This is a genomic window from Microbacterium proteolyticum (genome assembly GCF_029639405.1).
Classification (GTDB): Bacteria; Actinomycetota; Actinomycetes; order Actinomycetales; family Microbacteriaceae; genus Microbacterium.
In genome coordinates this window covers 1,360,406-1,380,556 of the sequence record NZ_CP121274.1, presented here as the reverse complement: position 1 = coordinate 1,380,556, position 20,151 = coordinate 1,360,406, and the positions used below count along the sequence as shown (strand labels likewise).

At 71.4% G+C, this 20,151-nt stretch carries 18 protein-coding genes; 5 read left to right on the top strand and 13 right to left on the bottom strand.

Translation table 11 applies throughout. The features are described from left to right. The gene (locus tag P8R59_RS07220; RefSeq protein WP_278103359.1) at nucleotides 1-1,023 is read right to left on the bottom strand and encodes a methylenetetrahydrofolate reductase C-terminal domain-containing protein; all 1,023 of its coding nucleotides are present in this window, start codon (nucleotides 1,021-1,023) and stop codon (nucleotides 1-3) included. A gap of 106 nt (nucleotides 1,024-1,129) precedes the next feature. Between P8R59_RS07220 and P8R59_RS07215 the strand changes: the two genes are divergently transcribed. The 3 genes from P8R59_RS07215 to P8R59_RS07205 all read left to right on the top strand — a co-directional run bounded on the left by P8R59_RS07215 (nucleotide 1,130) and on the right by P8R59_RS07205 (nucleotide 5,492). Next, the gene (locus P8R59_RS07215; protein ID WP_278103358.1) at nucleotides 1,130-1,744 is read left to right on the top strand and encodes a pyridoxine/pyridoxamine 5'-phosphate oxidase; all 615 of its coding nucleotides are present in this window, start codon (nucleotides 1,130-1,132) and stop codon (nucleotides 1,742-1,744) included. A gap of 3 nt (nucleotides 1,745-1,747) precedes the next feature. Next, on the top strand, nucleotides 1,748-2,572 hold the full coding sequence (locus P8R59_RS07210; RefSeq protein WP_278103357.1) for an FAD binding domain-containing protein: 825 nt from the start codon (nucleotides 1,748-1,750) through the stop codon (nucleotides 2,570-2,572). A 172-nt stretch (nucleotides 2,573-2,744) separates the two neighbouring features. Further along, the gene (locus P8R59_RS07205; protein WP_278103356.1) at nucleotides 2,745-5,492 is read left to right on the top strand and encodes a molybdopterin-dependent oxidoreductase; all 2,748 of its coding nucleotides are present in this window, start codon (nucleotides 2,745-2,747) and stop codon (nucleotides 5,490-5,492) included. Nucleotides 5,493-5,703: 211 nt separating this feature from the next. On the opposite strand, the gene P8R59_RS07200 is transcribed toward P8R59_RS07205, so the two are convergent. The 4 genes from P8R59_RS07200 to P8R59_RS07185 all read right to left on the bottom strand — a co-directional run bounded on the left by P8R59_RS07200 (nucleotide 5,704) and on the right by P8R59_RS07185 (nucleotide 8,169). Continuing rightward, on the bottom strand, nucleotides 5,704-6,558 hold the full coding sequence (locus P8R59_RS07200) for a PhzF family phenazine biosynthesis protein (protein WP_278103355.1): 855 nt from the start codon (nucleotides 6,556-6,558) through the stop codon (nucleotides 5,704-5,706). Nucleotides 6,559-6,621: 63 nt separating this feature from the next. Further along, nucleotides 6,622-7,008, bottom strand: coding sequence for an antitoxin HicB (locus P8R59_RS07195; protein WP_278103354.1), 387 nt, complete (start codon nucleotides 7,006-7,008; stop codon nucleotides 6,622-6,624). Nucleotides 7,009-7,018: 10 nt separating this feature from the next. Then, on the bottom strand, nucleotides 7,019-7,228 hold the full coding sequence (locus tag P8R59_RS07190; RefSeq protein ID WP_278103353.1) for a type II toxin-antitoxin system HicA family toxin: 210 nt from the start codon (nucleotides 7,226-7,228) through the stop codon (nucleotides 7,019-7,021). A gap of 89 nt (nucleotides 7,229-7,317) precedes the next feature. Beyond that, nucleotides 7,318-8,169: a helix-turn-helix domain-containing protein gene (locus P8R59_RS07185; RefSeq protein ID WP_278103352.1), complete on the bottom strand. Its 852-nt coding sequence runs from the start codon at nucleotides 8,167-8,169 to the stop codon at nucleotides 7,318-7,320. 219 nt (nucleotides 8,170-8,388) lie between these two features. Between P8R59_RS07185 and P8R59_RS07180 the strand changes: the two genes are divergently transcribed. Then, nucleotides 8,389-9,729, top strand: a complete 1,341-nt coding sequence (locus P8R59_RS07180) for a hypothetical protein (RefSeq protein ID WP_278103351.1) — start codon at nucleotides 8,389-8,391, stop codon at nucleotides 9,727-9,729. A 50-nt stretch (nucleotides 9,730-9,779) separates the two neighbouring features. Here the strand turns inward: P8R59_RS07180 and P8R59_RS07175 are convergent, their stop codons facing one another. The 8 genes from P8R59_RS07175 to P8R59_RS07140 all read right to left on the bottom strand — a co-directional run bounded on the left by P8R59_RS07175 (nucleotide 9,780) and on the right by P8R59_RS07140 (nucleotide 19,225). Further along, on the bottom strand, nucleotides 9,780-11,057 hold the full coding sequence (locus tag P8R59_RS07175; protein WP_278103350.1) for an allantoate amidohydrolase: 1,278 nt from the start codon (nucleotides 11,055-11,057) through the stop codon (nucleotides 9,780-9,782). Beyond that, entirely contained in the window at nucleotides 11,054-12,283 is a 1,230-nt protein-coding gene (locus tag P8R59_RS07170; RefSeq protein WP_278103349.1) for a pyridoxal-phosphate-dependent aminotransferase family protein, read from the bottom strand. The genes P8R59_RS07175 and P8R59_RS07170 overlap by 4 nt, the downstream gene beginning before the upstream one ends. Nucleotides 12,284-12,428: 145 nt before the next feature. Beyond that, a complete protein-coding gene (locus P8R59_RS07165) occupies nucleotides 12,429-14,051 on the bottom strand; it encodes an AtzH-like domain-containing protein (protein WP_278103348.1) in 1,623 nt (540 codons plus the stop codon). After that, nucleotides 14,048-14,230 (bottom strand): hypothetical protein, encoded by a 183-nt coding sequence (locus P8R59_RS07160; protein ID WP_278103347.1) that lies wholly within the window; start codon nucleotides 14,228-14,230, stop codon nucleotides 14,048-14,050. The genes P8R59_RS07165 and P8R59_RS07160 overlap by 4 nt, the downstream gene beginning before the upstream one ends. Beyond that, nucleotides 14,227-15,363, bottom strand: coding sequence for an acetamidase/formamidase family protein (locus P8R59_RS07155; protein WP_278103346.1), 1,137 nt, complete (start codon nucleotides 15,361-15,363; stop codon nucleotides 14,227-14,229). The genes P8R59_RS07160 and P8R59_RS07155 overlap by 4 nt, the downstream gene beginning before the upstream one ends. Continuing rightward, nucleotides 15,360-16,688, bottom strand: a complete 1,329-nt coding sequence (gene allB, locus P8R59_RS07150; RefSeq protein WP_278103345.1) for an allantoinase AllB — start codon at nucleotides 16,686-16,688, stop codon at nucleotides 15,360-15,362. The genes P8R59_RS07155 and allB overlap by 4 nt, the downstream gene beginning before the upstream one ends. A 51-nt stretch (nucleotides 16,689-16,739) precedes the next feature. Then, entirely contained in the window at nucleotides 16,740-17,564 is an 825-nt protein-coding gene (locus P8R59_RS07145) for an aspartate/glutamate racemase family protein (protein ID WP_278103344.1), read from the bottom strand. Continuing rightward, nucleotides 17,561-19,225 carry an NCS1 family nucleobase:cation symporter-1 gene (locus tag P8R59_RS07140; RefSeq protein ID WP_278103343.1) on the bottom strand — a complete coding sequence of 555 codons (1,665 nt, stop codon included), beginning with the start codon at nucleotides 19,223-19,225 and terminating at the stop codon, nucleotides 17,561-17,563. The genes P8R59_RS07145 and P8R59_RS07140 overlap by 4 nt, the downstream gene beginning before the upstream one ends. Nucleotides 19,226-19,384: 159 nt before the next feature. Here P8R59_RS07140 and P8R59_RS07135 point away from each other — a divergent pair, with 159 nt between their 5' ends. Continuing rightward, the gene (locus tag P8R59_RS07135) at nucleotides 19,385-19,984 is read left to right on the top strand and encodes a helix-turn-helix domain-containing protein (protein ID WP_278103342.1); all 600 of its coding nucleotides are present in this window, start codon (nucleotides 19,385-19,387) and stop codon (nucleotides 19,982-19,984) included. Nucleotides 19,985-20,151 lie beyond the last annotated feature (167 nt).

The window sequence follows — 20,151 nt, the reverse complement described above, 5'->3', positions numbered from 1 at the left end:
TCAGCGCAGCCGACGCGCGATCTCGGCCTGGGCCTCGGCGAACGACTCCTCGCCGCCGTCGCGGCCGCCCGACAGGTTCACGCCGACGACACCCGGGATCGCGAGCATCTCCTCGGCGAGCGCGACCGCGAGCGCGATGCCCTCGGCGCGGGGTTCGGCGGCGCCGCGGATGCGCGCGAGGAACCCGTCCGGCACCGCGAGCGTCGTGAACGACTCCAGCACGTCGGCCGAGGCATGGTCGACGACGACCGGCACGCACGGGATGAACCGCACCGGGGCGGCCACGGCGTCGATGAACCGCCGCACCGGTTCCGCTCCGCCGGCGTGGTTCACGAAGCAGACGTCGGCGCCGGCGCGCAGCTTCTCGCGCAACCGCGCGGCCCGACGCTCCACCGGCGGGGCCACCGGCGACGCCGCGACCGACACGACGTGCCCCGCGGCGCGGGCGAGGGCGGCGGCCTCGGTCGAGTCGAGGTCGAACACGGGCGCGGCGTCGGGCCGGTGCCCCGTGCGGGTGTGGTCGCCGGTCACGCAGTGCACCCCGGCCACCCCCTCGACGGCCAGGGCCGCCAGCTCCCCCTCGATCGCCACGCGGTTGCGGTCGCGCATGTTCAGCCCCGTCCACACCCGCAGCCCCGCGCGCTGCAGCAGGTGGGCGCGGTAGGCCGGGGGGAACTGGACGCGCGCGGTTCCCGCGTCGCCGGCGAGGACGGCATCCACTTCTCCGGCGAGCACCGCGGCGCACGAGTCGATGGATGCCACGCTCAGCGCCCGCGCGGGGAGGTCGGCCACGACCCACGGGCGCGTGCCGAGCGAGGACAGGGTCTCCGCGGCGGCGGCGGTGCGGGGGCCTGGGGCAGGTGCCGAGACGCGGTCGACGCCCGTCCACGGCACCGTGCCGCGCGGCAGGAACGCGCACGTTTGCTCCGCGTCGACCTCGCACGATCCGTCGAAGCCGACGCCTCCGCACGGGCCGTATTCCATGCGCTTGGGGCACGCGTCCAGCAGGGGCAGCAGGGTCATGCCCGGAGTGTACGAACCCTGTGTTTCAGCGAATGTTCATGGCGGCAACATCACCGAAACGCACGATGCCTACGCTCAGCGATGACACTGCACCCCGGAGGTGGCCATGATCACGGCAGGTACCACGTTCGGTTCCGACATCGACGAGGCCGACGCCCTCGTCGCCGACCCGCTGGCGCTGATGGTGCGGTGGCTTCCGCCGCACGACAGCGAGCTGCGGCCCCTCGCCGCGCTGTCGACGATCGGACGCGACGGACTGCCGTCGCTCCGCCACGTGCTCGTGAGCGATCGGGATGCCACGGGCCTCTACTTCCACACCGATGCCGCCAGCGCCAAGGTCACCGAGATCGCGGCGAATCCCGTCGCGGCGATGGCGGTCGCGTGGCCCGAGGTGGGTCGGCAGCTCGTCGTCCGGGGGATCGTCGAGCGCGTGAGCGCCCGCGAGGCCGCCGCCGTGTACGCGCAGCGGTCGCGGTATCTGCAGCTGCTGGCCTGGATGAACACGCTCGACAACGCACAGCTCCCCGCCGACGAGCGTCGGCGCGTGTGGGCCGAGTTCGATTCCTCGCACCCGATCCTCGACCCGCCGCAGCGCTGGGTCGGCTTCCGGTTGCGTCCCCTCACCCTGACGTTCTGGCGCGGCGACCCCGCCGGGCAGAGCACCCGTCAGCACTACCGACTCGCCGATGGAGCGTGGTCGGGCGAGATCCTGGCGGGCTGACGCGTGGACATCACCACCGTCACCTCGTACCGCGCCGCTCGCACCCGGGCGGATCTCGCGCTCGCCCCCGGCGAGGTCGTCATGGCCGGCGGAACGTGGATCATGAGCGAACCGCAGCCGCACACCACCGGGTTCGTCGATCTCACCACCCTCGGCTGGCCCGACGTCGAGGTCACCGACGAGGGCCTGCGCATCGGGGCGACCTGCACGATCGCGCGGCTCCTGGCGTGGGTCGAGCGCGAAGCGCCCGCGGCGTGGACGTCGCTCGCCCTCGCGCGACCCTCGGCCGACGCGCTGCTCGCGTCGTTCAAGATCTGGAACACCGCCACCGTCGGCGGCAACGTCTGCCAGGCGTTCGCGGCGGGGGCGATGATCGCCTTCCTCTCGACCCTGGATGCCACGGCCCTGATCTGGACGCCCGACGGCGGCGAGCGCCGGATCGCCGTCGCCGAGCTCGTCATCGACAACGCCGCGACCTCGCTCGAGCGCGGCGAGGTCGTTCGCGCACTCGACGTCCCCCTCGCGGCCCTCGCCTCGCGCGTCGGTCTGCAGAAGATCGCGCTGGCCGAGCTCGGCCGCTCCGGTGCGGTGGTCACGGCCCGCGTCGACCCCGACGGATCGTCGGTGTTCGTCGTCACGGCCGCGGTGCGTCGACCGCGCGTGCTGCGGTTCGCGCGCGTCCCCGGTGCGGGCGAGCTTCGGGATGCCGTGGCATCCGCCACCGATTTCTACACCGATCCGCTCGGGAGCGCCGACTGGCGGCGCGGGGTGAGCGTGGTGCTCGCGGAGCGGTTGCGCGCGGGGTTCGTGCGCGAGGCCGCCGCATGAGTGACCGGCTCCTTGTTGCCGTCCCGCGCCCCGGCAGCTTCCGCGGCGGCCCGCGCTCCGGAACTTTCCGCGGTGCTGCGGGCCAAACGAACCACGGCCCCGCGCTTCGGCCCTCTTTCTCCGGAGCGCGGCACAGCCGCCGCCCGGCACACGTCCACCGGGAGGACACCGAGTGAAGTTCCAGGTCAACGGGTCCGCCGTCGAGGCCGACCCGCGGCCCGGTCAGTGCGCGCGCACGCTGCTGCGCGAGACCGGGCACGTCGAGGTGAAGAAGGGATGCGACGCGGGCGACTGCGGCGCGTGCTCGGTGCTGCTCGACGGTGAGCCGACGCACTCCTGCATCGTCCCGGCGATGCGTCTCGAGGGACGTTCGATCACGACGGCCGCGGGGCTCGCCCCGGGCGACGAGTTGCACCCGGTGCAGGAGGCGCTGGCATCCGGATTCGGGTTCCAGTGCGGGTTCTGCACCCCGGGGATGAGCGTCACGGCCTCCACGCTGTGCGCAGGCGACCTCGACGACCTCGACCGCCGCATGAAGGGCAACCTGTGCCGGTGCACGGGGTACCGCCCGATCCGCGAGGCGATCCGCGAGTCGGTGCTCGGTCCCGTGCGCGAGACCGGACGCGCGGCCACGGACGCCGGCCGCGTCGGCGCCTCGGTCGCCCCCGAGGCCGCCCGCCGCATCGTGCAGGGCAAGGAGCCCTTCACCTTCGACGAGCCCGTGCCGGGCGGACCGCCGCTCGTGCTGCGCGTCGTCACCTCACCCCACGCACACGCGCGGATCACCTCGATCGACACGGCCGCGGCCCTCGCAACACCCGGTGTCGTGGCGGTCTTCACCCACCTCGACGTCCCCGACATCCGCTACTCGACCGGCCGCCACGAGCACCGCACCGACGACCCTGACGACACGCGGATGCTCGACGACGTCGTCCGCCACGTCGGCCAGCGGGTCGCGGCGGTCGTCGCCGAGACGGCGGAAGCGGCGGATGCCGGCTGCCGCGCGGTCCGCGTCGAGTACGACGTGCTGCCCGCCGTCTTCGACCCCGAGGACGCGCGACGGCCCGGAGCCCCGCTGCTGCACCCCGACCGCACGCCCGACGAACGGGTGATGGACGCCGGACGCAACGTCGTCGCCGGATTCCACACGGGCCACGGCGGCGACATCGACGCGGCCCTCGAGGCGAGCCACGTCACCGTCACGGGCGAGTGGCGGTCGGCGCGGGTCACCCATGCGGCTCTCGAAACGCACGGCGCCGTCGGCTGGCTCGACGACGACGGGCGTCTCGTCATCCGCTCGTCGACCCAGGTGCCGTTCCTCGCGCGCAACGAGCTCGCGCACATCCTCGGGCTCGAGCGCGACCGCATCCGCGTGTTCGCGACCCGCGTCGGCGGTGGCTTCGGCGGCAAGCAGGAGCTGTTCACGGAAGACCTCACGGCCCTCGCCGTGCTGAAGCTCGGTCGTCCGGTCGCGTACGAGTACTCGCGCACCGACCAGTTCGTGCGGGCCTCGCTCCGGCATCCGATGCGCGTACGCACCACGCTGGGGGCGGATGCCGAGGGGCGCCTGACCGCGATGAAGCTCGACGTCCTCAGCGACACCGGCGCGTACGGCAATCACGCGATCGGCGTGCTGTTCCACTCGTGCGCCGAGTCGACGACGCTGTACCGCGTGCCGACGAAGTGGACCGACGCCGAAGCGGTGTACACGAACAACCCGCCGTCGGGGGCGTTCCGCGGCTACGGGCTCGGGCAGGTCGTGTTCGCGGTGGAGTCGGCGATGGACGCTCTCGCCGAGGAGCTCGGCATCGACCCGTTCGACCTGCGCCGGATCAACGTGGTGAAGGAGGGCGACCCTCTCCACCCCGACGAAGACGAGAAGTACGAGGAAGACCTGATCTGGGGCAGTTACGGCCTCGACCAGTGCCTCGATCTCGCGCAGGACGCGCTGCGGCGCGGCAACGGCGTCGAGGCTCCCGCGGGCTGGGCGGTGGGCGAGGGGATGGCGGCCGCGATGATCGCAACGATGGCCCCGCGCGGGCACATCGCGCACACGACGGCGACCCTGCGCCCCGACGGCACCTTCCTGCTGCGCGTCGGCACCGCGGAGTTCGGCAACGGCACCTCAACCGTGCACCGGCAGATCGCGGCGACCGTTCTCGACGTCCCGCACGACCGCCTGGAACTCTGGGCCGCTGACACCGACGCCGTCCGCCACGACACCGGCGCCTTCGCGTCGGCCGGCACGACGGTCGCCGGCAAGGCGCTCCACGCGGCGTGCACCGTGCTGCGGCGGCGCATGGTCGACATCGCCGCGCAGCTGACCGGGGGCGACGTGGTGTCGGCGGAGGTCGTGGCATCCGGGGTTCTGGCCGGAGATGAGCTCGTCTCGTGGGAACGGATCGTGGATGCCGCCCCCGCCACGCTCCGCGACGAACACGGACTCACGGCGGACGGCGCGGAGTTCGGCGACTTCCGCTCGCTCGCGTTCAACGTCCACGCGGTGCGGGTGGCCGTCGACCCCGAGACCGGGACGGTGAGAGTGCTGCAGTCGATCCAGACGGCCGACGCCGGTGTCGTGATCAACCCGGAGCAGTGCCGCGGGCAGATCGAGGGCGGCGCCGCGCAGGCCCTCGGCGGCGCGCTGTACGAAGAGGTGATGCTCGAGGACGGGGTGGTGCAGAACGCCGTGTTCCGCACGTACCGCGTGCCGCAGTTCGCCGACGTGCCCGACACCGAGGTGTACTTCGCGGAGACCGACGATGCGCTGGGTCCGTTCGGCGCGAAGTCGATGAGCGAATCGCCGTACAACCCGGTGGGCGCCGCGATCGGCAACGCCGTCTCCCGCGCCCTCGGCCGCCGCGGTTACGAGCTGCCGTTCTCGCGCGACCGCGTGTGGAGGTTGGCCGGCGGGGAGTGAGGCGTTGCTGTTCCCCCCTCGTCCCACTTATGGGGGCGCATGTCCCAGTTGTTGCTGTTTGGAGGGGCCTCAGACAGCATGAAGTGGGACATGGGTTCGGGTCGCCGACGCGGCGCTGGCCCCTCGTCCCACTTATGGGGGTGCATGTCCCACTTTTCGCCGCCTGAGTAGAGTCCAGCCAACCAGACTCGGGACATACCCCCGCGGAAGGTCAGCCCTCCAGCGGCACGGCCGTCCCGGACACCTGGATGCCACCGACCGGCGGCGCGTCCACCTCGAGGACGCTCGGGCGACCGATGTGCCGCCCCTGATGCACGGTGACGTGGAACGGCGTCGTGATTCCGACGCGGTCGCGGAGGTAGGCGCCGAGCGCGGCAGCCGCCGAGCCCGTGGCCGGGTCCTCGGTGATGTCGCCGACCGGGAACAGGTTGCGCGCCTCGATCATCGCGCCGTCGGCGACCTCGCCGTCGACGTGCACCACCGTGACGGTTCCCGTCCACCCGCGTTCATCCATCAGCACACGCAGCGCGGCCGAGTCGTATCCGAACCCGTCGAACCGCTCGATCGTGCGGACGGCGACCACCGGATGCCAGTTCCCCGCGAAGGCCTCGGCGAGCGGCATCCGCGGGTCAAGGTCATCGGCGTCGAGTCCGAGCAGCGCGAGCAAGGGTGCGGGGTCGGCGAAATCGCGGACCGTCGGCTCGACGCTCGTGAATCCCGCCGCGATCCGGCCGTCCTCGTCCCGCGTCGACACGCGCACGTCGCCCGCGGATGTCTCGAACACGAACTCCCCCGGTCCCGATGCTTCGACGAGGGCGACCGCCGTCGCGATCGTCGCGTGCCCGCAGAACGGCACCTCGGCCTCGGGCGAGAAGTAGCGCACCCGCAGCCGCTCCCCATCGCGGGCCGTGACGTACGCCGTCTCGGGATACCCCAGGTCAGCCGCGATCCGCAGCATGTCGGCGCCGTCGAGGGCCATGGCATCCAGGACCACTCCTGCGGGGTTGCCGCCGCCCGGTTCCGCGGCGAAGGCGAGCAGGTGCAGGATGCCAGGGGCGTCGGTCATGCGTCGATTCTTCCGGCCGCGGGTCGGGGCGTCGCGGGCCAGTCGGCTTCCGGTGGCCACCGGCTAGGACGCCTTCGCCTTCTCGATCTGGTACACCCGCTGCTTGCTGATTCCGAGCACTCGTCCGACGTCGGGAGCGGTGTAGTTGGCGCGGAGGGCCGTGACGACGGCGCGGCGACGTTCGGCTGCACGTGCCTGCGCGCGGCGCGCTTCCGCTTCGTCATGCTCGGCGGCGACCCATTCGGCGAGCAGCTGCTCCGCCCCGCTGACTTCGAGACGGACGGCGACCTCGGCGGGGTCGACGTCGAGCCACATCGCGGCGACACCCTGCGCCTCACGGTCGACTTCCTCGAGCGAGCGAGCTTGTCCACCTGTGCCGAGCCGGGGGATGTCGAACACCCACCACCGTCCTTCGCGCTCCACAGTCACGTCGAAGGTCTGGATACTCATCGGATTCCTCTCACTTCCAGGTCGGGGGAAGCGTGGCCCCGGCTCTTTCGATCTGTCGCAACACACCCACCGACACCTCTCGGTGCCCGACGGGAATCGATGCTCTCTGAGATCCGTCGGGGAGGCCCCAGAGTTCGTGACTCCCCTGCCCGCCGCGCAGCCGGATCCATCCGAGCCGCTTGAGGTGCTTCAGCACCGTCCGCGTCTTCTGGGCTCTCATTTCAAGAATCTACCCCGGACTTGCCTCGCGTCAAGACCGGCCTAGCCCGAGGGGCGTGCGATTTCACCCGCATATCCATCGTCGCCGCGTCAGCGGCGGGTGTCGCGGTCGCGGCGAGCGTGCGACAGAGCGCGGGTCGACGGGAAACCCGACCGCTGCGCGATCTCGGTGGACGACAAGCCCGCGGCCGCGAGGGCATCGGCGAGTTCGAGGCGACGGCTGCGAAGGGCCGAACTCGGCGTGCTGCCGTGCCGCGCGAAGACGCGCGCGAGGTACTGCCGCGAGACGTCGAGCGTGCGGGCGAGCTCCTCGACCGTGAACTCCGGGTCGGCGGCACGCTCGGTCAGCACGCGCGTCGCGGCGGCGAAAGTGGCCTGCGACGAACGGAATCCCGAGGCATCGGTATCCGCTCCGGGTCGTCCGGCGATGAGCGCGGCGCACAGGCTCTCGATCGCGTGTCCGAGCGCCAATTCCGCGGCGACGCCGAGGCGGTGATCGCCGTTCAGGATCGCGTTGACGGTGGATGCCAATGCCCGCCACGCCGGGCTGTCGTCGGCGCCGGGGAGCGGGACGGGGTGGTCGAGGAGGCTGTTCGCGGAAAAAACTTCGATGCGGGCGGTGGGGTGGCTGGTGGTCGCATGATGCAGTGCGGCGTCGGGGTAGACGAGAGCTTCACCGGCTTGAAGCTCGGCGCTCGCGCCCCTCAGCCCGAACGCAGCCGTCCCCTCGGCCTGGAGCACGAGCGTCGAACCGCCTCGGGCGGCGGGCACCGGCTCGATCGTGAGGGCGGTGTGCCACAGGCGCCGGATGGTGAGGGCGGCGACCTCTCCTTCGTCGACGATGAGGATCGTCGGGCCCTCGGCAGTTGGCGCGGCCGCGAGGGAGCGATCCGCGAACCAGGCGGTGACCGCGGATCCTTCGGCCCGGAGACTACGCGCCATGGTGCTCCGATCTGAATAGGACGTGCTCCCAGCGTCGGCGCTGTCCACCCGCCCCGCCCGCGAGAGCGCGCGCGATTCACCCGGTGAATCGCGCGCTCGCCCTAGAGTCGCCGAGCTGCGCGGTCATGTCGTCACCCTCGCCGCCACGGACAACCCGCGCTTGGCCGCGGCGATGGGCCATCGGGATGCTGACGAGACCCGAACCCGAAAGGCATCCCTATGTCTCACGAGCCCGAAACCTCAGCAGCTTCGTCCCGCACCTCCGCTCCGTCCCGCCGCACGATCCTGACCGGCGCCGCATGGTCGGTGCCCGTCATCGCAGCGGCGTCCATCGCACCCATGGCCTCCGCGTCGGGCGTGACGGCGCTCGCGTTCGACAAGGCGTCGTACAGCGGCACCGCCTGCGGCACGATCACCGGCGCGTACGTGACCGTCACGGTGGGCGGCGTGCCGACCGCCGGCCAGAGCGTCACCGTGACGCTGAGCGGGGGGTACACGTTCAGCGGTGGAGCGGCAACGTACACCGGCGCGAGTGATGGGAGCGGAAAGGTGTCGCTGCCGTCGATCAATGTGCCTGCGGTGGGCGGATCTCAAACTCTCTCAGCAGTTGCGTTGGGCGCGACTAGCTCAAGCGCGAGCGTTATCGCGCCAGTCCCGGCTTCGTCGGCCGCGCGATACTACGATTCCTTCGCACTCCGGAATCAGACTCCGGGTCAGCCACTGCGGCAGAGCTTCAGTGACGTAGCCGCAGGCGCGACAGCGGTGGGATATCTCGCATTTCTCGCGCCGAACGGTGAGCTGCGCCAGAACGGAGGGCTTGTGGCAAACGGGGTCACGAGCGCAACTGCCCACAGGTACGACGACGCGACAGGCGCCTGGCACAACACGGCCACCTACGTGGATGCCTCGGGCGCGCACTACTACGACGCAAATGGTCCGGTTCGTCTGACATTCAGCGACGTCCCGGCCGGTTCCCAGGCAATCGGTTACCTCGCCTTTCTCTCGTCCACCGGCGACCTCCGCCAGAATGGGACGCTCGTCGCCACGGGCGTCACGAGCGCGACGGCTCATCGCTATGACGACACCACCTGGCACAACACCGCCACGTATGTCGACGCGTCGGGAGGGCATTATTTTGATGCGAACGGCCCGGTGCGTCTGAGTTACAACAACGTGCCCGCCGGTTCGAAGGCCGTCGGCTACCTCGCCTTCATCACGCCGAGCGGGGATCTCGTCCTCAACGGCACTGTGGTTGACAGCGGCGTCCTCAGCGCGACGGCTCAACGATATGACGATGCGACCTGGCACAACACGACGACCTACGTGACTGCGTCGGGCGGCCACTACTACGACGCAAACGGTTCGGTGCGCCGGAGCTTCACCGTGCCCTCAGGATCGAAAGCGGTCGGTCACCTCGCCTTCCTTGCACCCAACGGAGACCTCTCCGTCAACGGGACCTCGGTGGACACGGGCGTACTCACGGCGAGCGCGCAGCACTACGACGATTCCACGACAACGACGCACAATACGGTTACCTACACGACCGCCCCGGCCTGCTGATCAGAGTTGAGAGCGACATGGTTCGCTCCCAACGCCAGCGGCTGAGGGCGTCACCCCCGCTCCGCCCCCAGCCCCAGCACCGCCTCGGCGAGTGCCCGGATCCCCGCCGCGACGTCGGCGCCGGAGACGGCCTCGTCGGGGTGGTGACTGATCCCGTCGGGGTTGCGGAGGAACAGCATCCCCACCCCGGTGATGGCCCCGATCGCCATCGCGTCGTGACCGGCGCGACTGAACAAGGTCGGGGCCTCACCCCCAATACCTGCCCGCACCACGTCCTGCAGCAACGGCTCGCAGAACACCGCCGGCGCGGAGTGCACTTCGCGCGACCGCCAGCGGAGGCCGCGGCGGCCCATGATGGCATCCAATTCCGCGGAGATCTCCGACCACGTGTGGTCGCGGGTCTCGTCGAACTCGCCGCGCAGGTCGAGCGAGAAGACCGCCTCGCCGGGCACGACGTTCACCGCCCCCGGGAACGCCTCGAGCTGTCCGACCGTGCCGACGATGTGGTGCTCCGCGCGGCAGATCCGCTCCACGGCGAGCGCCGCCTCGCTCGCCCCGAGCAGCGCGTCGCGGCGCATGTCGTACGGTGTTCCGCCGGCGTGCCGGGCCTCGCCCTCGACGACGAGCTGGAACCGCCGCGCCGACGCGATCGACGACACCGCCGCAAGCGGCAGCCCCGCCCGGTCGAGCTCGGGACCCTGCTCGATGTGCGCCTCCAGGTACCCGACCAGCTCCGCAGGTCTGCGTGCGGCCTCACCGACGCGGCCCGGGTCGAGGCCGAACTCGCGGAACGCCTGCCGCAGCGTCGAGCCGTCGGCATCCGTCAGATCCCACCAGGACGGATCCCACTGCCCGGCCACGGCCGACGACCCGAGAAGCGCCTTGCCGAAACGCGTGCCCTCCTCGTCCGAGAACGCGATCACCTCGAGCGCGAACGGGAACGGGCTGGATGCCATGCCCTCGTCGTCCACGCGACGCACCAGCCGCACCACCTCGAGCGCCATCAGCACACCCACGATGCCGTCGAAGCGTCCGGCATCCGGGACCGTGTCGAGGTGCGACCCCATCAGCAGGGCCGGGGCGTCGCGGGCGCCGGCGGGGGCGAGGCGGCCGACCTGGTTGCCGGCGGCGTCCTGGCGGGTCGACATGCCGAGTTCGCGCATCCACTCGGCGGCGAGCCGGTTCACGCGCGCGTGCTCGGGCGACAGGTACACGCGCTCGATGCTGCCGGGGGTCGCGGTGACGCGGGCGAGTTCCTCGCAGCGGCCCATCACGCGGCGCGCGGCCGACGCGATGCGCTCGGGCGCGACCTGGAGTCGCGTCTTCATCCGGCCGCCCCGTACACGCCCTGCGCGGCCTCGACTCCGCCGCCCGCGCTGACCGCCGCGCCGTGACGGCGCAGCACCGTCTCGAGCGCGGCGAGGGTCGTGAGCACGGCGTCCTTCCGGGCGTTGTAGCCCATCGTGCCGATGCGCCAGACGCGCCCGTGCAGCGGACCGAACGACGTGCCGATCTCGATCCCGAAGTCGTTCAGCAGCTCGGCGCGCACAGCGTCGCCGACGACGGCCTCCGGGATCTCCACCGCCACGACGTTCGTCATCTTGTGCGCGACGTCGCCGAAGACGGTGAGCCCCAGGCCCTCGACGCCGGCGAGCATCGCGTCGCCGTGCAGCTGGTGCCGCGCGATCACGGCATCCCGTCCCTCGAGGAGCAGCACGCGCGCGCACTCCCGCGCGCCGTAGAGCATCGTGGTCGCCTCGGTGTGGTGGTTCAGGCGCCGCGGACCCCAGTAGTCCAGGATCATCGCCAGGTCGAAGTAATTCGAGCGGATGAAGTCGGATGCCACGGCATCCCCCTCCTCCCGGATCCCCGCCTCGACCCGAGCCCGCGACCGCACGACCTCGACGGCACGGTCGGACAGGCTGATCGGCGCCGATCCCGAGGGTCCGCCGAGGCACTTCTGCAGGCCCGCCGTCGCGGCATCCAGGCCCCAGGCATCCATCTCGAACGGGTTGCCGCCGAGCGAAGCCGTGGCGTCGGTGTAGAACAAAGCGCCGTGGGCGCGGCAGATCTCGCCGATCTCGTCGAGCGGCTGCAGCATCGTGGTCGACGTGTCGCCCTGCACGCACGCGACGAGGTGCGGCTTCACCCGCTCGATCGCCTCGCGGATCGTCGAGACCGGGAAGACCTCTCCCCACGGCACCTCGATCGTGTGGACCTCGGCGAGCGCGCGCTCGGCGATCTCCTTGAGGAGGTGGCCGAAGCGGCCGAAGACCGGGACGAGCACGCGGTCGCCGGGGCGGATGAGCGAGACCATCGCCGCCTCGATGCCGGCGCGGCTCGTGCCGTCGATGAGCAGGGTTGCGTCGTTCTCGGTGCCCCAGACCTGGCGATACAGCTCCTGCGTTTCGTTCATGGTGGCGGTCATGAACGGGTCGTACTGGCCGACGAGCGGGGCGCCCATCGCGCGCAGCACGCTCGGGTACGCCGAGATGGGGCCGGGGCCCATCAGCAGACGCGCGGGCGGGTCGATCGGGCCGGGGAGGTGGGTCATCTTGGCTCCGTGGTGCGGGGGTGTGACGTGGGGATACGTGGGGTGGCGTGCCGGGCTCCGGAGATTCGGGCCCTTCGAGGCTGTGGGTGGCTGGGGATAGGCGGGTCGCGGCGTTCTGTCCGGAGCGCGGCACACACGGCGCGGGTCATCGGCCGGCCCCCGACCCGACCAGCGCCGCGAGGCGCCGGGCCAGACGCACGAGCGCGATGTCGGTGCCGGCGCGCGACACGAGGCACACGCCGACGGGGGCGCCGGCGACCGTCAGCAGCGGCACCGAGATCGCGGGGAGCCCCGCGGCCGCCGCGGGGGCGGTCATGCGGAGGGTCGCCGCGCGGACGGCATCCACGTCCGCCGTCCGGAGCGGCGCGGGGCCGGGAACGGTCGGGAAGATCAGCACGGCACCGTCGACGAGCTCGGCCAGGTGCGCGGCGATCGACTCGAGGTCGAGGCGCGCGGCGGCTTCCTCGGCGGCGGTGATCTGCGACGCGGCGCGGAAGCGCTCCGCGACCGCCGGACCCACCGCCCCGGGGTGCGCGCGCAGCCACTCCCCGTCGTTGCGCCAGGCCTCGGCACCCTGGACCGTACGGAACGCGGTGAAGGTGGCATCCAGGTCTCCGGAATGCACGGCGCGGAACGGAGGCGGATCGTCGGATGCCGCGAGCGCGGCGAGCATCCGCGAGAAGGCTTCGCGGGTCGCCGGTTCGACGCAGTCGAGGATCTCCTCGGGCACGAGGAAGCGCCACGGGAGGTCGTCACCGGAGGCGCCGTAGACGTTCTCGGTGGAGGCCGAGCCGTCGTAGCTCAGGCACCAGTCGGCGACGCGGTGGAGGGTCTCGCCGTCGCGGGTGAGCCAGCCGATCGTGTCGAACGACTGCGCGAGCGGCAGCATCCCCTGCCGGGGCACGAGATCGTGCGTCGTGCGGAGGCCCCAGAGGCCCTGGTACGACGCGGGCACGCGGATGGACCCGGCCGTGTCGGTCGCGAGACCGATGTCGGCGTGGCCCAGGGCGACGGCGGATGCCGGTCCGCTGGACGAGCCGCCGGGGAGGGCGCCCACGACGGCACCGTTCGGCGGAGTTCCGTAGTGCACGTTGTCGCCCGCGATCGAGTACGCGAACTCATCGGTGCGGGCGATGCCGCGGAGCGACGCTCCGGCACGGAGCAGATCGGCGACGGCCGGGGCGGTGACCTTCTCAGGGCGGGCCTCCTCGAGGAACGTCGGGTTGCCCGCGCCGATGCGGAACCCCGCGATCGCGAACAGATCCTTGACGGCGACGGTGAGGCCCTCGAGCGGACCCTCCCACGCGCCCTGCTGGAACGGGTCGCCGACGCTGCGCCAGATCGTTCGGTCGAGGGCGGGCGTGCGCGGGGTCACGTGCGCCGCGACGATGAGCCAGCGCCCGTCGATCCGCTGCCACACCTGCGTCTGCAGCCCCCGCCCGCCACCGCGGAACGCCGAGACCGAGACGAGGAGCGCGATGTCGCCGTCGGTGCTTTGCTCCGGGGATCCGGATGCCACGGCCTCGCCGCCGCGGGCGAGCGGACGGTAGTGCACCTCGGCGATCTCTCGTGGGGGAACGCCGCCGCGGAGCGCCCGGAACCCGCTGATCGCGTCGTGTCCGACGAGGAGGCCGCCGCCGTCGCCGCGCAGCGTGTCCTCACCCGGCGCGAAGAACGCGTCGAGCGCGTCGAGGTCGTTCGCGACGATCGCCCGCTCGTACGCGTCGAACGCGTTACGCAGGTCGCCCGGGATAGTGGCATCCGTCATCGCCCTTCCTCCCCGACGCGATCGAGTGTCCAAGACACGCCGCGTGCGGCCCGCGCCATGCGGCGTGTCTTGGACACTGAACCATCATCGGCGTCGCGTCGCGGCACGATGCCGGGGGCGGCGCCGGCGGCGTCCGCGGCCTCGGCGCGAGCAAGGGCGGCGGCGAGCGCGGGGGTCATGCGGCGCCTCCCTCGTCGTCGCCGTCCAGCGCGACCGGCTCCACCGCAGGCACCCCGGCGAAGTCCGCCTCGCGGATGCGGGCGTGCACGCCGGACACGATGTCGACGACCTGCGAGATGTCGAAGTCGGTCGCGGCGCTGAGGTACGCGTACGCGAGGTGCTCGTCCATGCCCCAACGGCCCCCGATCAACGACAGCGACGCCCGGACGCAGGCGCGCATCGCGGCATCCAGGTCGGGGTCCATACCGGTCGGCACGAGGTACTCGGGCGTCCGGACGAGCGGGCCGGTGACGTGTCCGAACGCTGCGCGGGCGGCATCCGCGGGGATCACCTCGAAACGCAGCGTCGCCCGGAGCGAGGCCTCGAGCGCGGTGAGCGCGACCTCGCCGTCTCCCTGCGCGAAGTGGGGGTCGCCGACGTACGCGAGCGCCCCCTCGACCTGCACCGGGAGGAACAGCGTCGTCCCCTCGACGAGCAGGTTGATGTCGATGTTGCCGCCGTGGGTTCCGGGCGGAACCGAGTGCGGGCGCTCGTGCCCCGCGACCGCGACGCCCATGGTCCCGAGGAACGGCGCGAGCGGGAACGCCACCACCGGCTCGCCGCCCTCGACGACGGGGAGCGTGCCGTGCAGGACGCCGTCCCGCTCGCTGACCGACGCGAACACGCTGACGTTGTGCTCTCCGCGCGGCAGTTCGCCCACGAGCGCGCCCTTGCCGTGACGGTTCGAGATCACGCCGTACGGCACGCGCGGCGCGAGCGCCTCGACCGTGATCTTCAGCAGATCGCCCGGGTGCGCACCGCGCACGTGCACGGGGCCGACGACGACGTGCGGACCGTCCGCCATCACATCGCGGGCGACGGATGCCGCGATCTCGATCGCGTCGTCCAGCACCTGCTCGGGCGGAACACCGTGCGCCGCGAAGAACGCCGCCGGGTCTTTGCCCTGGTCGTCGAGGATGCCCTCGTGGCTCACGGTGTCGAACGTGACGGTCTCGCCCGACGCGATCTCGAGCACCGCGGCATCGGCCGCGCACGGGAGGCGTCCCCACAGCACCGTTCGGGACGTCGCCGGGACGTAGTGGTCGCCGGGGATCGCTCCCGCGCCGGGCTGCAGGATCGGGACGGCGCTCACGCCTCGACCACCGTGTTCACGAGCTCGCGTCCCGAGCGGAGCGTCACCGATTCACCGCGGCGGAAGACCGACTCGCCGCGCAGCCATGTCTCGCGCACGACGCCGGCGAGCGTCTGCCCGTGCCAGGGCGAGACGGGGTTGCGGTACTCGAGGGCCGTGGCATCCACGGTGAATTCCTCGTCGGGAGCGAACGCCACCAGGTGCGCCGGGGCGCCGGCGGCGATGACGCCGAGGCCCGCGAGTCCGGCGATGCGCGCGGGTCCGGTGGTCAGGAGCGGCAGAAGATCTTCGAGCGGGATGCCACGCCCCCGCGCCGCGGTATGGACCGACGACAGTCCGGTCTGGAGCCCCGCGATCCCGCCCCAGGCCAGGCCGAAGTCGGGGTTGGACTTCAACTCCACCGTCGCGGGCGAGTGGTCGCTGACGATGGCGTCGATGGTGCCGTCGACCACCCCTGCCCACAGCAGGTCGCGGTTCGCGGCGCCGCGGATCGGCGGGCAGCACTTGAACGCCGCGGCTCCGTCGGGTACCTCGGCGGCGTCCAGCGTGAGGTAGTGCGGGCACGTCTCGACGGTCAAGCGCACGCCCTCGGCCTTCGCGGCACGGACGTCGTCCAGCGCCTCGCCGTCGGACACGTGCACGATGTGCGCACGAGCTCCGGTGCGGCGGGCCGCCTCGATCACCCGACGGATCGCCGCGCGCTCGCTCATCGGCGGGCGGCTGGCCTCGAAATCGGCGTAGTGCGGGCCGAGGGCGCCGTCGGCGTGCAGATGCGCAGGGTCTTCGGCGTGCACGATCAGCAGCCCGTCGAACTCCGCGAGTTCCGCGAGGCAGGCCTCGAGCTGCGCGGCATCCAGGTGTCCGAACTCGTCGATCCCGCTCGGCGACAGGAAGCACTTCACGCCCACCACACCGGCATCCGTCAGCGCGCGCAGCGAGCCGAGGTTCTCGGGGACGGCTCCTCCCCAATAGGCCACGTCGACCGCGAGCTTTCCGACGGCGGCGGCGCGCTTGGCATCCAAAGCTGCAGGGGTCGTCGTGACCGGCGAGCTGTTCAGCGGCATGTCGACGACGGTCGTCACTCCCCCGGCCGCGGCGGCCGCGGTGCCGGTGGCGAAGCCCTCCCATTCGGTGCGGCCGGGCTCGTCGAGGTGCACGTGCGAGTCGACGAGGCCCGGCAGCAGCACGGCGTCGTCGGGCAGCACGCGGTCGGCCATCGGATCGAAGACGGTCACGGCCGCGATACGGCCCTCATCGATCACGACGGTCGCGGGGACGAAGCGCCCGTCCACGAACGTGCGCCGGGCCGAGATCCTGGTGCTCATGCCGATCACGCTAAAGGCCCCGCGTTTCGCCGATGTAACCGTCATCAACATTCACGCGAAAACTCGGGCTGGGGAGGAGGGGTGCGACTGCGGGTTCGGGGCGTGATCGTCCGTTTGGGGCACGGCATCCCCCGCCCCAAACGGAAATTCGCGCCCCGAACGGGCACCGGTCACGCCCCGCACCGGAGGCGCCGCGTACTCGTCGCGCTTGCTCGGGCCGAGGCCCATGCGCACCATCCCGGATGCCAGGCCCACCGCGGCCGCGACCCCGTCGACGACCGGCACGCCCACGCGGGCCGTGAGCTCGGCGCAGAGGTCCGCCATGCCCGCGCAGCCCAGCACGATGACGTCCGCGCCCCCGGAAGCCGCGTGGACCGCGAAGCGCTCGATGATCGCGACGGCGTCCGACCCGGTGTCCTCGAGATCGAGGACCGGGATGCCCGTCGCCGCCAGCGACACGCACGCGCGCTCCATGCCGTACCGGCTGACGAGGTCACGGGCCCGACCGAGCGTGCGGCTGAGGGTCGTGACGACGCCGAAGTGCCGCCCCGACACCGCGGCCAGGTGCATCGCGGCCTCGGCGATCCCGACGACCGGGGCGTCGACCAGCTCGCGCGCCGCGTCGAGTCCCGGGTCGCCGAAGCACGCGATGACGTAGGCGTCGGCGGGCGCGGGACCGTCGCGGTCGGCCGTGACCAGTTCGACGACCGCGGCCGCGGCCGCGACCTCGTCGACGTGGCTCTCGATGGCGGCCGCACCGACCGCGGGGCACACCGCATCGACGAGGACGTCGGGCCCCGCCACCCCCCGGGCGGCGTCCGCGATCTTCGCGGTCATCGCCCGGGAGGTGTTGGGGTTGATGAGCAGGATCCTCACGCGGTCGCGCCCGACCCCGAGATGACCGTCGGCACCGAGGCCGTGGCATCCACCGGGATCCCTCCCGACATGGCCGGCGGCTCGGATGCCGCGGTGGCCGCCGCCCCGTCGACGGTGCCGTCCGAGATGCCCTCGGCCTCACCCGCGAAGGTGGGGATGCGGGGGTCGAGACGCTCGAACAGGAGGAACAGGACGTACCCGAGTCCGCAGCCGATGAACCAGCTGTAGTCGCTGATCGCGGAGACGTCGAACAGACCCAGGTCGGCGAAGAGCTTCGGGAAGACCGCGATGGCCACCGTCGGGATGCCCGCCGCGATGACGGCCTTGACCCCGTTGGGGTTGAACCCGTTGCGGTACCAGTAAGGGCCTTTGGCATCCATCGTGAACATCGCGTCGACCTTCACGCGCTGGCGGGCGGAGATGTAGTACCCGGCGATCAGGATGCCGAAGAGCGGTCCGATGAGCGCGCCCAGGACGCCGAGCGAGTAGTGGATCGCATCGTCGTTGGCGTACCAGTTCCACGGCATGAGGAAGGTCGAGCCGACGGCGGCGATCATTCCGCCCGCGCGCCACGAGATCTTCTTCGGGGCGACGTTGGAGAAGTCGAACGCGGGCGAGATGAAGTTCGCGACGATGTTGATGCCGACCGTCGCGGTGACGAACGTGAGGCCGCCGAGGAGGATCGCGAAGGGCGCGTCGATCGCCTCGACCGTCTTGATCGGGTCGGTGATCAGCTCGCCGAACACCGGCACGGTCGCGGATGCCGTGATGACGGTGAGCAGCGAGAAGAACAGGAAGTTGATCGGCAGACCCCAGAAGTTGCCGCGCTTGACCGCCGAGAAGCTCTTGCCGTACCGGGCGAAGTCGCCGAAGTTGAGCATCGGACCGGAGAAGTACGACACGACCAGGGCGACCGCGCCGAGCATCACGGGGATCGAGGCCCAGAAGTCCAGCTGCGTGGTCGACAGGGTGAAGGAGATGTTCTGGATGCCGGCCTGCGACACCAGGTATACCGCGAGCACGATCATCACGAGGTACACCGCCGGGCCCGCCCAGTCGATGAAGCGTCGGATGACCTCCATCCCGTTCCAGAACAGGAGGAACTGCGCGGTCCACAGGATCGCGTACGAGATCCAGCCGAGCGCCGACAGGCCCGCAAACGACACGTCGAGCAGGGCCGCGGAACCCGGGATGAACTTCAGGAATACGATGTTCAGCGACTCCGCCGCGAGGAACGTCTGCACGCCGTACCAGGCGATCGCGATGAGACCGCGGATGATCGCGGGGATGTTCGCCCCCCGGATGCCGAACACCACCCGGTTGATCACCGGGTAGGGGACGCCGGTCTTCTGGCTGGGCTTGGCGACGAGGTTCGCGAAGACCTGCACGATGACGATGCCGGCGATCAGGGCGACGAGCACCTGCCAGGACTGCAGGCCGAGGGCGAACAGCGAACCCGCGGTGACGTAGCCGCCGACCGAGTGCACGTCGCTCATCCAGAACGCGAAGATGTTGTACGACGTCCACTTCTGCTTCTTCAGCGGAGCGAGGTCCTCGTTGGCGAGCCGGTCGTCGTACTGCGGCTTCATGTTGCCGCCGCCGGTGGGGTGGCCTGCGGCCTCCACGAGATCGTGGGGGCCGGTGAGCGGTGTCGTGGTCATGTCATTCCTCTCAGGACGGTGGATGCCACGACGTGGAGTCCGCGGCCAGAGTGGTGCACTGATGTGAAGCTATGGGTTCACACATCCGCTCCGGTTTCGCTCATGTAACAGCTGTGTGAAGTCGCTCCTTCACACTTCGGGCTTCCCTAGACTCGGGGCATGACGCAGCCCGCCGCCGTGGACGACCTCGCGGGCTCCGCCGTCGGCACCCGCATCCGCGAACTGCGCACCGCCCGCGGCATATCGGCGCGCACCCTCGCGGCGAAACTCGGCATCTCCCCCAGCGCCGTGTCGCAGATCGAACGGGGCGTCCTCCAGCCGAGCGTCTCGCGGCTCATCGCCATCACCGACGCCCTCGGCGTTCCCCTGGTGGCGGCGTTCGACCCGGCATCCGACCGTCCCGTCGAACCCGCCGGACCCTCGGGCTTCACGCTTCAGCGCGCCGGGCAGACGCCCGACATCGTGCTCGACAGCGGCGTCTCGTTCCGCCGCCTCACCCCCGGCACCTCACCCGGCGTCGACTACTTCGAGTCGATCTACCCGCCCGGAGCCTCGGCGCACGGCGCCGACGGGCTGTTCCACCACGAGGGCTACGAGGTCGGCACGGTCGTTTCGGGAGAGTTGACCATCGACTTCGAGGCCGAGCGCGTGATCCTCCGGGCCGGGGATGCCATCAGCTACCCCTGCTCGGTCCCCCACCGCCTGCACAACACCGGCACCGCCGACGCCGTGGCGCACTGGCTGATCGTCCACGCCTGACGGGCTCGGAGCGTGGGGACGGGTTCGCGTCGGGTTTGGGGCGCGATTCGTGCTTTGGGGCGTGAATATCGCGCCCCAAAGCGCAGAATCCGCCCCAAACCACGGATGCCACCCGCGGCTCCATCCCGAAATGTTCCCCACAGCAACATCGCGGACACATCCCGCCA

Bases quoted from the DNA above. Each gene is read 5' to 3' on its own strand.
- P8R59_RS07220 (WP_278103359.1), bottom strand. From the start codon at position 1,023: ATGACCCTGCTGCCCCTGCTGGACGCGTGCCCCAAGCGCATGGAATAC.
- P8R59_RS07215 (WP_278103358.1), top strand. From the start codon at position 1,130: ATGATCACGGCAGGTACCACGTTCGGTTCCGACATCGACGAGGCCGAC.
- P8R59_RS07200 (WP_278103355.1), bottom strand. From the start codon at position 6,558: ATGACCGACGCCCCTGGCATCCTGCACCTGCTCGCCTTCGCCGCGGAA.
- P8R59_RS07195 (WP_278103354.1), bottom strand. From the start codon at position 7,008: ATGAGTATCCAGACCTTCGACGTGACTGTGGAGCGCGAAGGACGGTGG.
- P8R59_RS07190 (WP_278103353.1), bottom strand. From the start codon at position 7,228: ATGAGAGCCCAGAAGACGCGGACGGTGCTGAAGCACCTCAAGCGGCTC.
- P8R59_RS07185 (WP_278103352.1), bottom strand. From the start codon at position 8,169: ATGGCGCGTAGTCTCCGGGCCGAAGGATCCGCGGTCACCGCCTGGTTC.
- P8R59_RS07180 (WP_278103351.1), top strand. From the start codon at position 8,389: ATGTCTCACGAGCCCGAAACCTCAGCAGCTTCGTCCCGCACCTCCGCT.
- P8R59_RS07175 (WP_278103350.1), bottom strand. From the start codon at position 11,057: ATGAAGACGCGACTCCAGGTCGCGCCCGAGCGCATCGCGTCGGCCGCG.
- P8R59_RS07170 (WP_278103349.1), bottom strand. From the start codon at position 12,283: ATGACCCACCTCCCCGGCCCGATCGACCCGCCCGCGCGTCTGCTGATG.
- P8R59_RS07165 (WP_278103348.1), bottom strand. From the start codon at position 14,051: ATGACGGATGCCACTATCCCGGGCGACCTGCGTAACGCGTTCGACGCG.
- P8R59_RS07160 (WP_278103347.1), bottom strand. From the start codon at position 14,230: ATGACCCCCGCGCTCGCCGCCGCCCTTGCTCGCGCCGAGGCCGCGGAC.
- allB (WP_278103345.1), bottom strand. From the start codon at position 16,688: ATGAGCACCAGGATCTCGGCCCGGCGCACGTTCGTGGACGGGCGCTTC.
- P8R59_RS07140 (WP_278103343.1), bottom strand. From the start codon at position 19,225: ATGACCACGACACCGCTCACCGGCCCCCACGATCTCGTGGAGGCCGCA.
- P8R59_RS07135 (WP_278103342.1), top strand. From the start codon at position 19,385: ATGACGCAGCCCGCCGCCGTGGACGACCTCGCGGGCTCCGCCGTCGGC.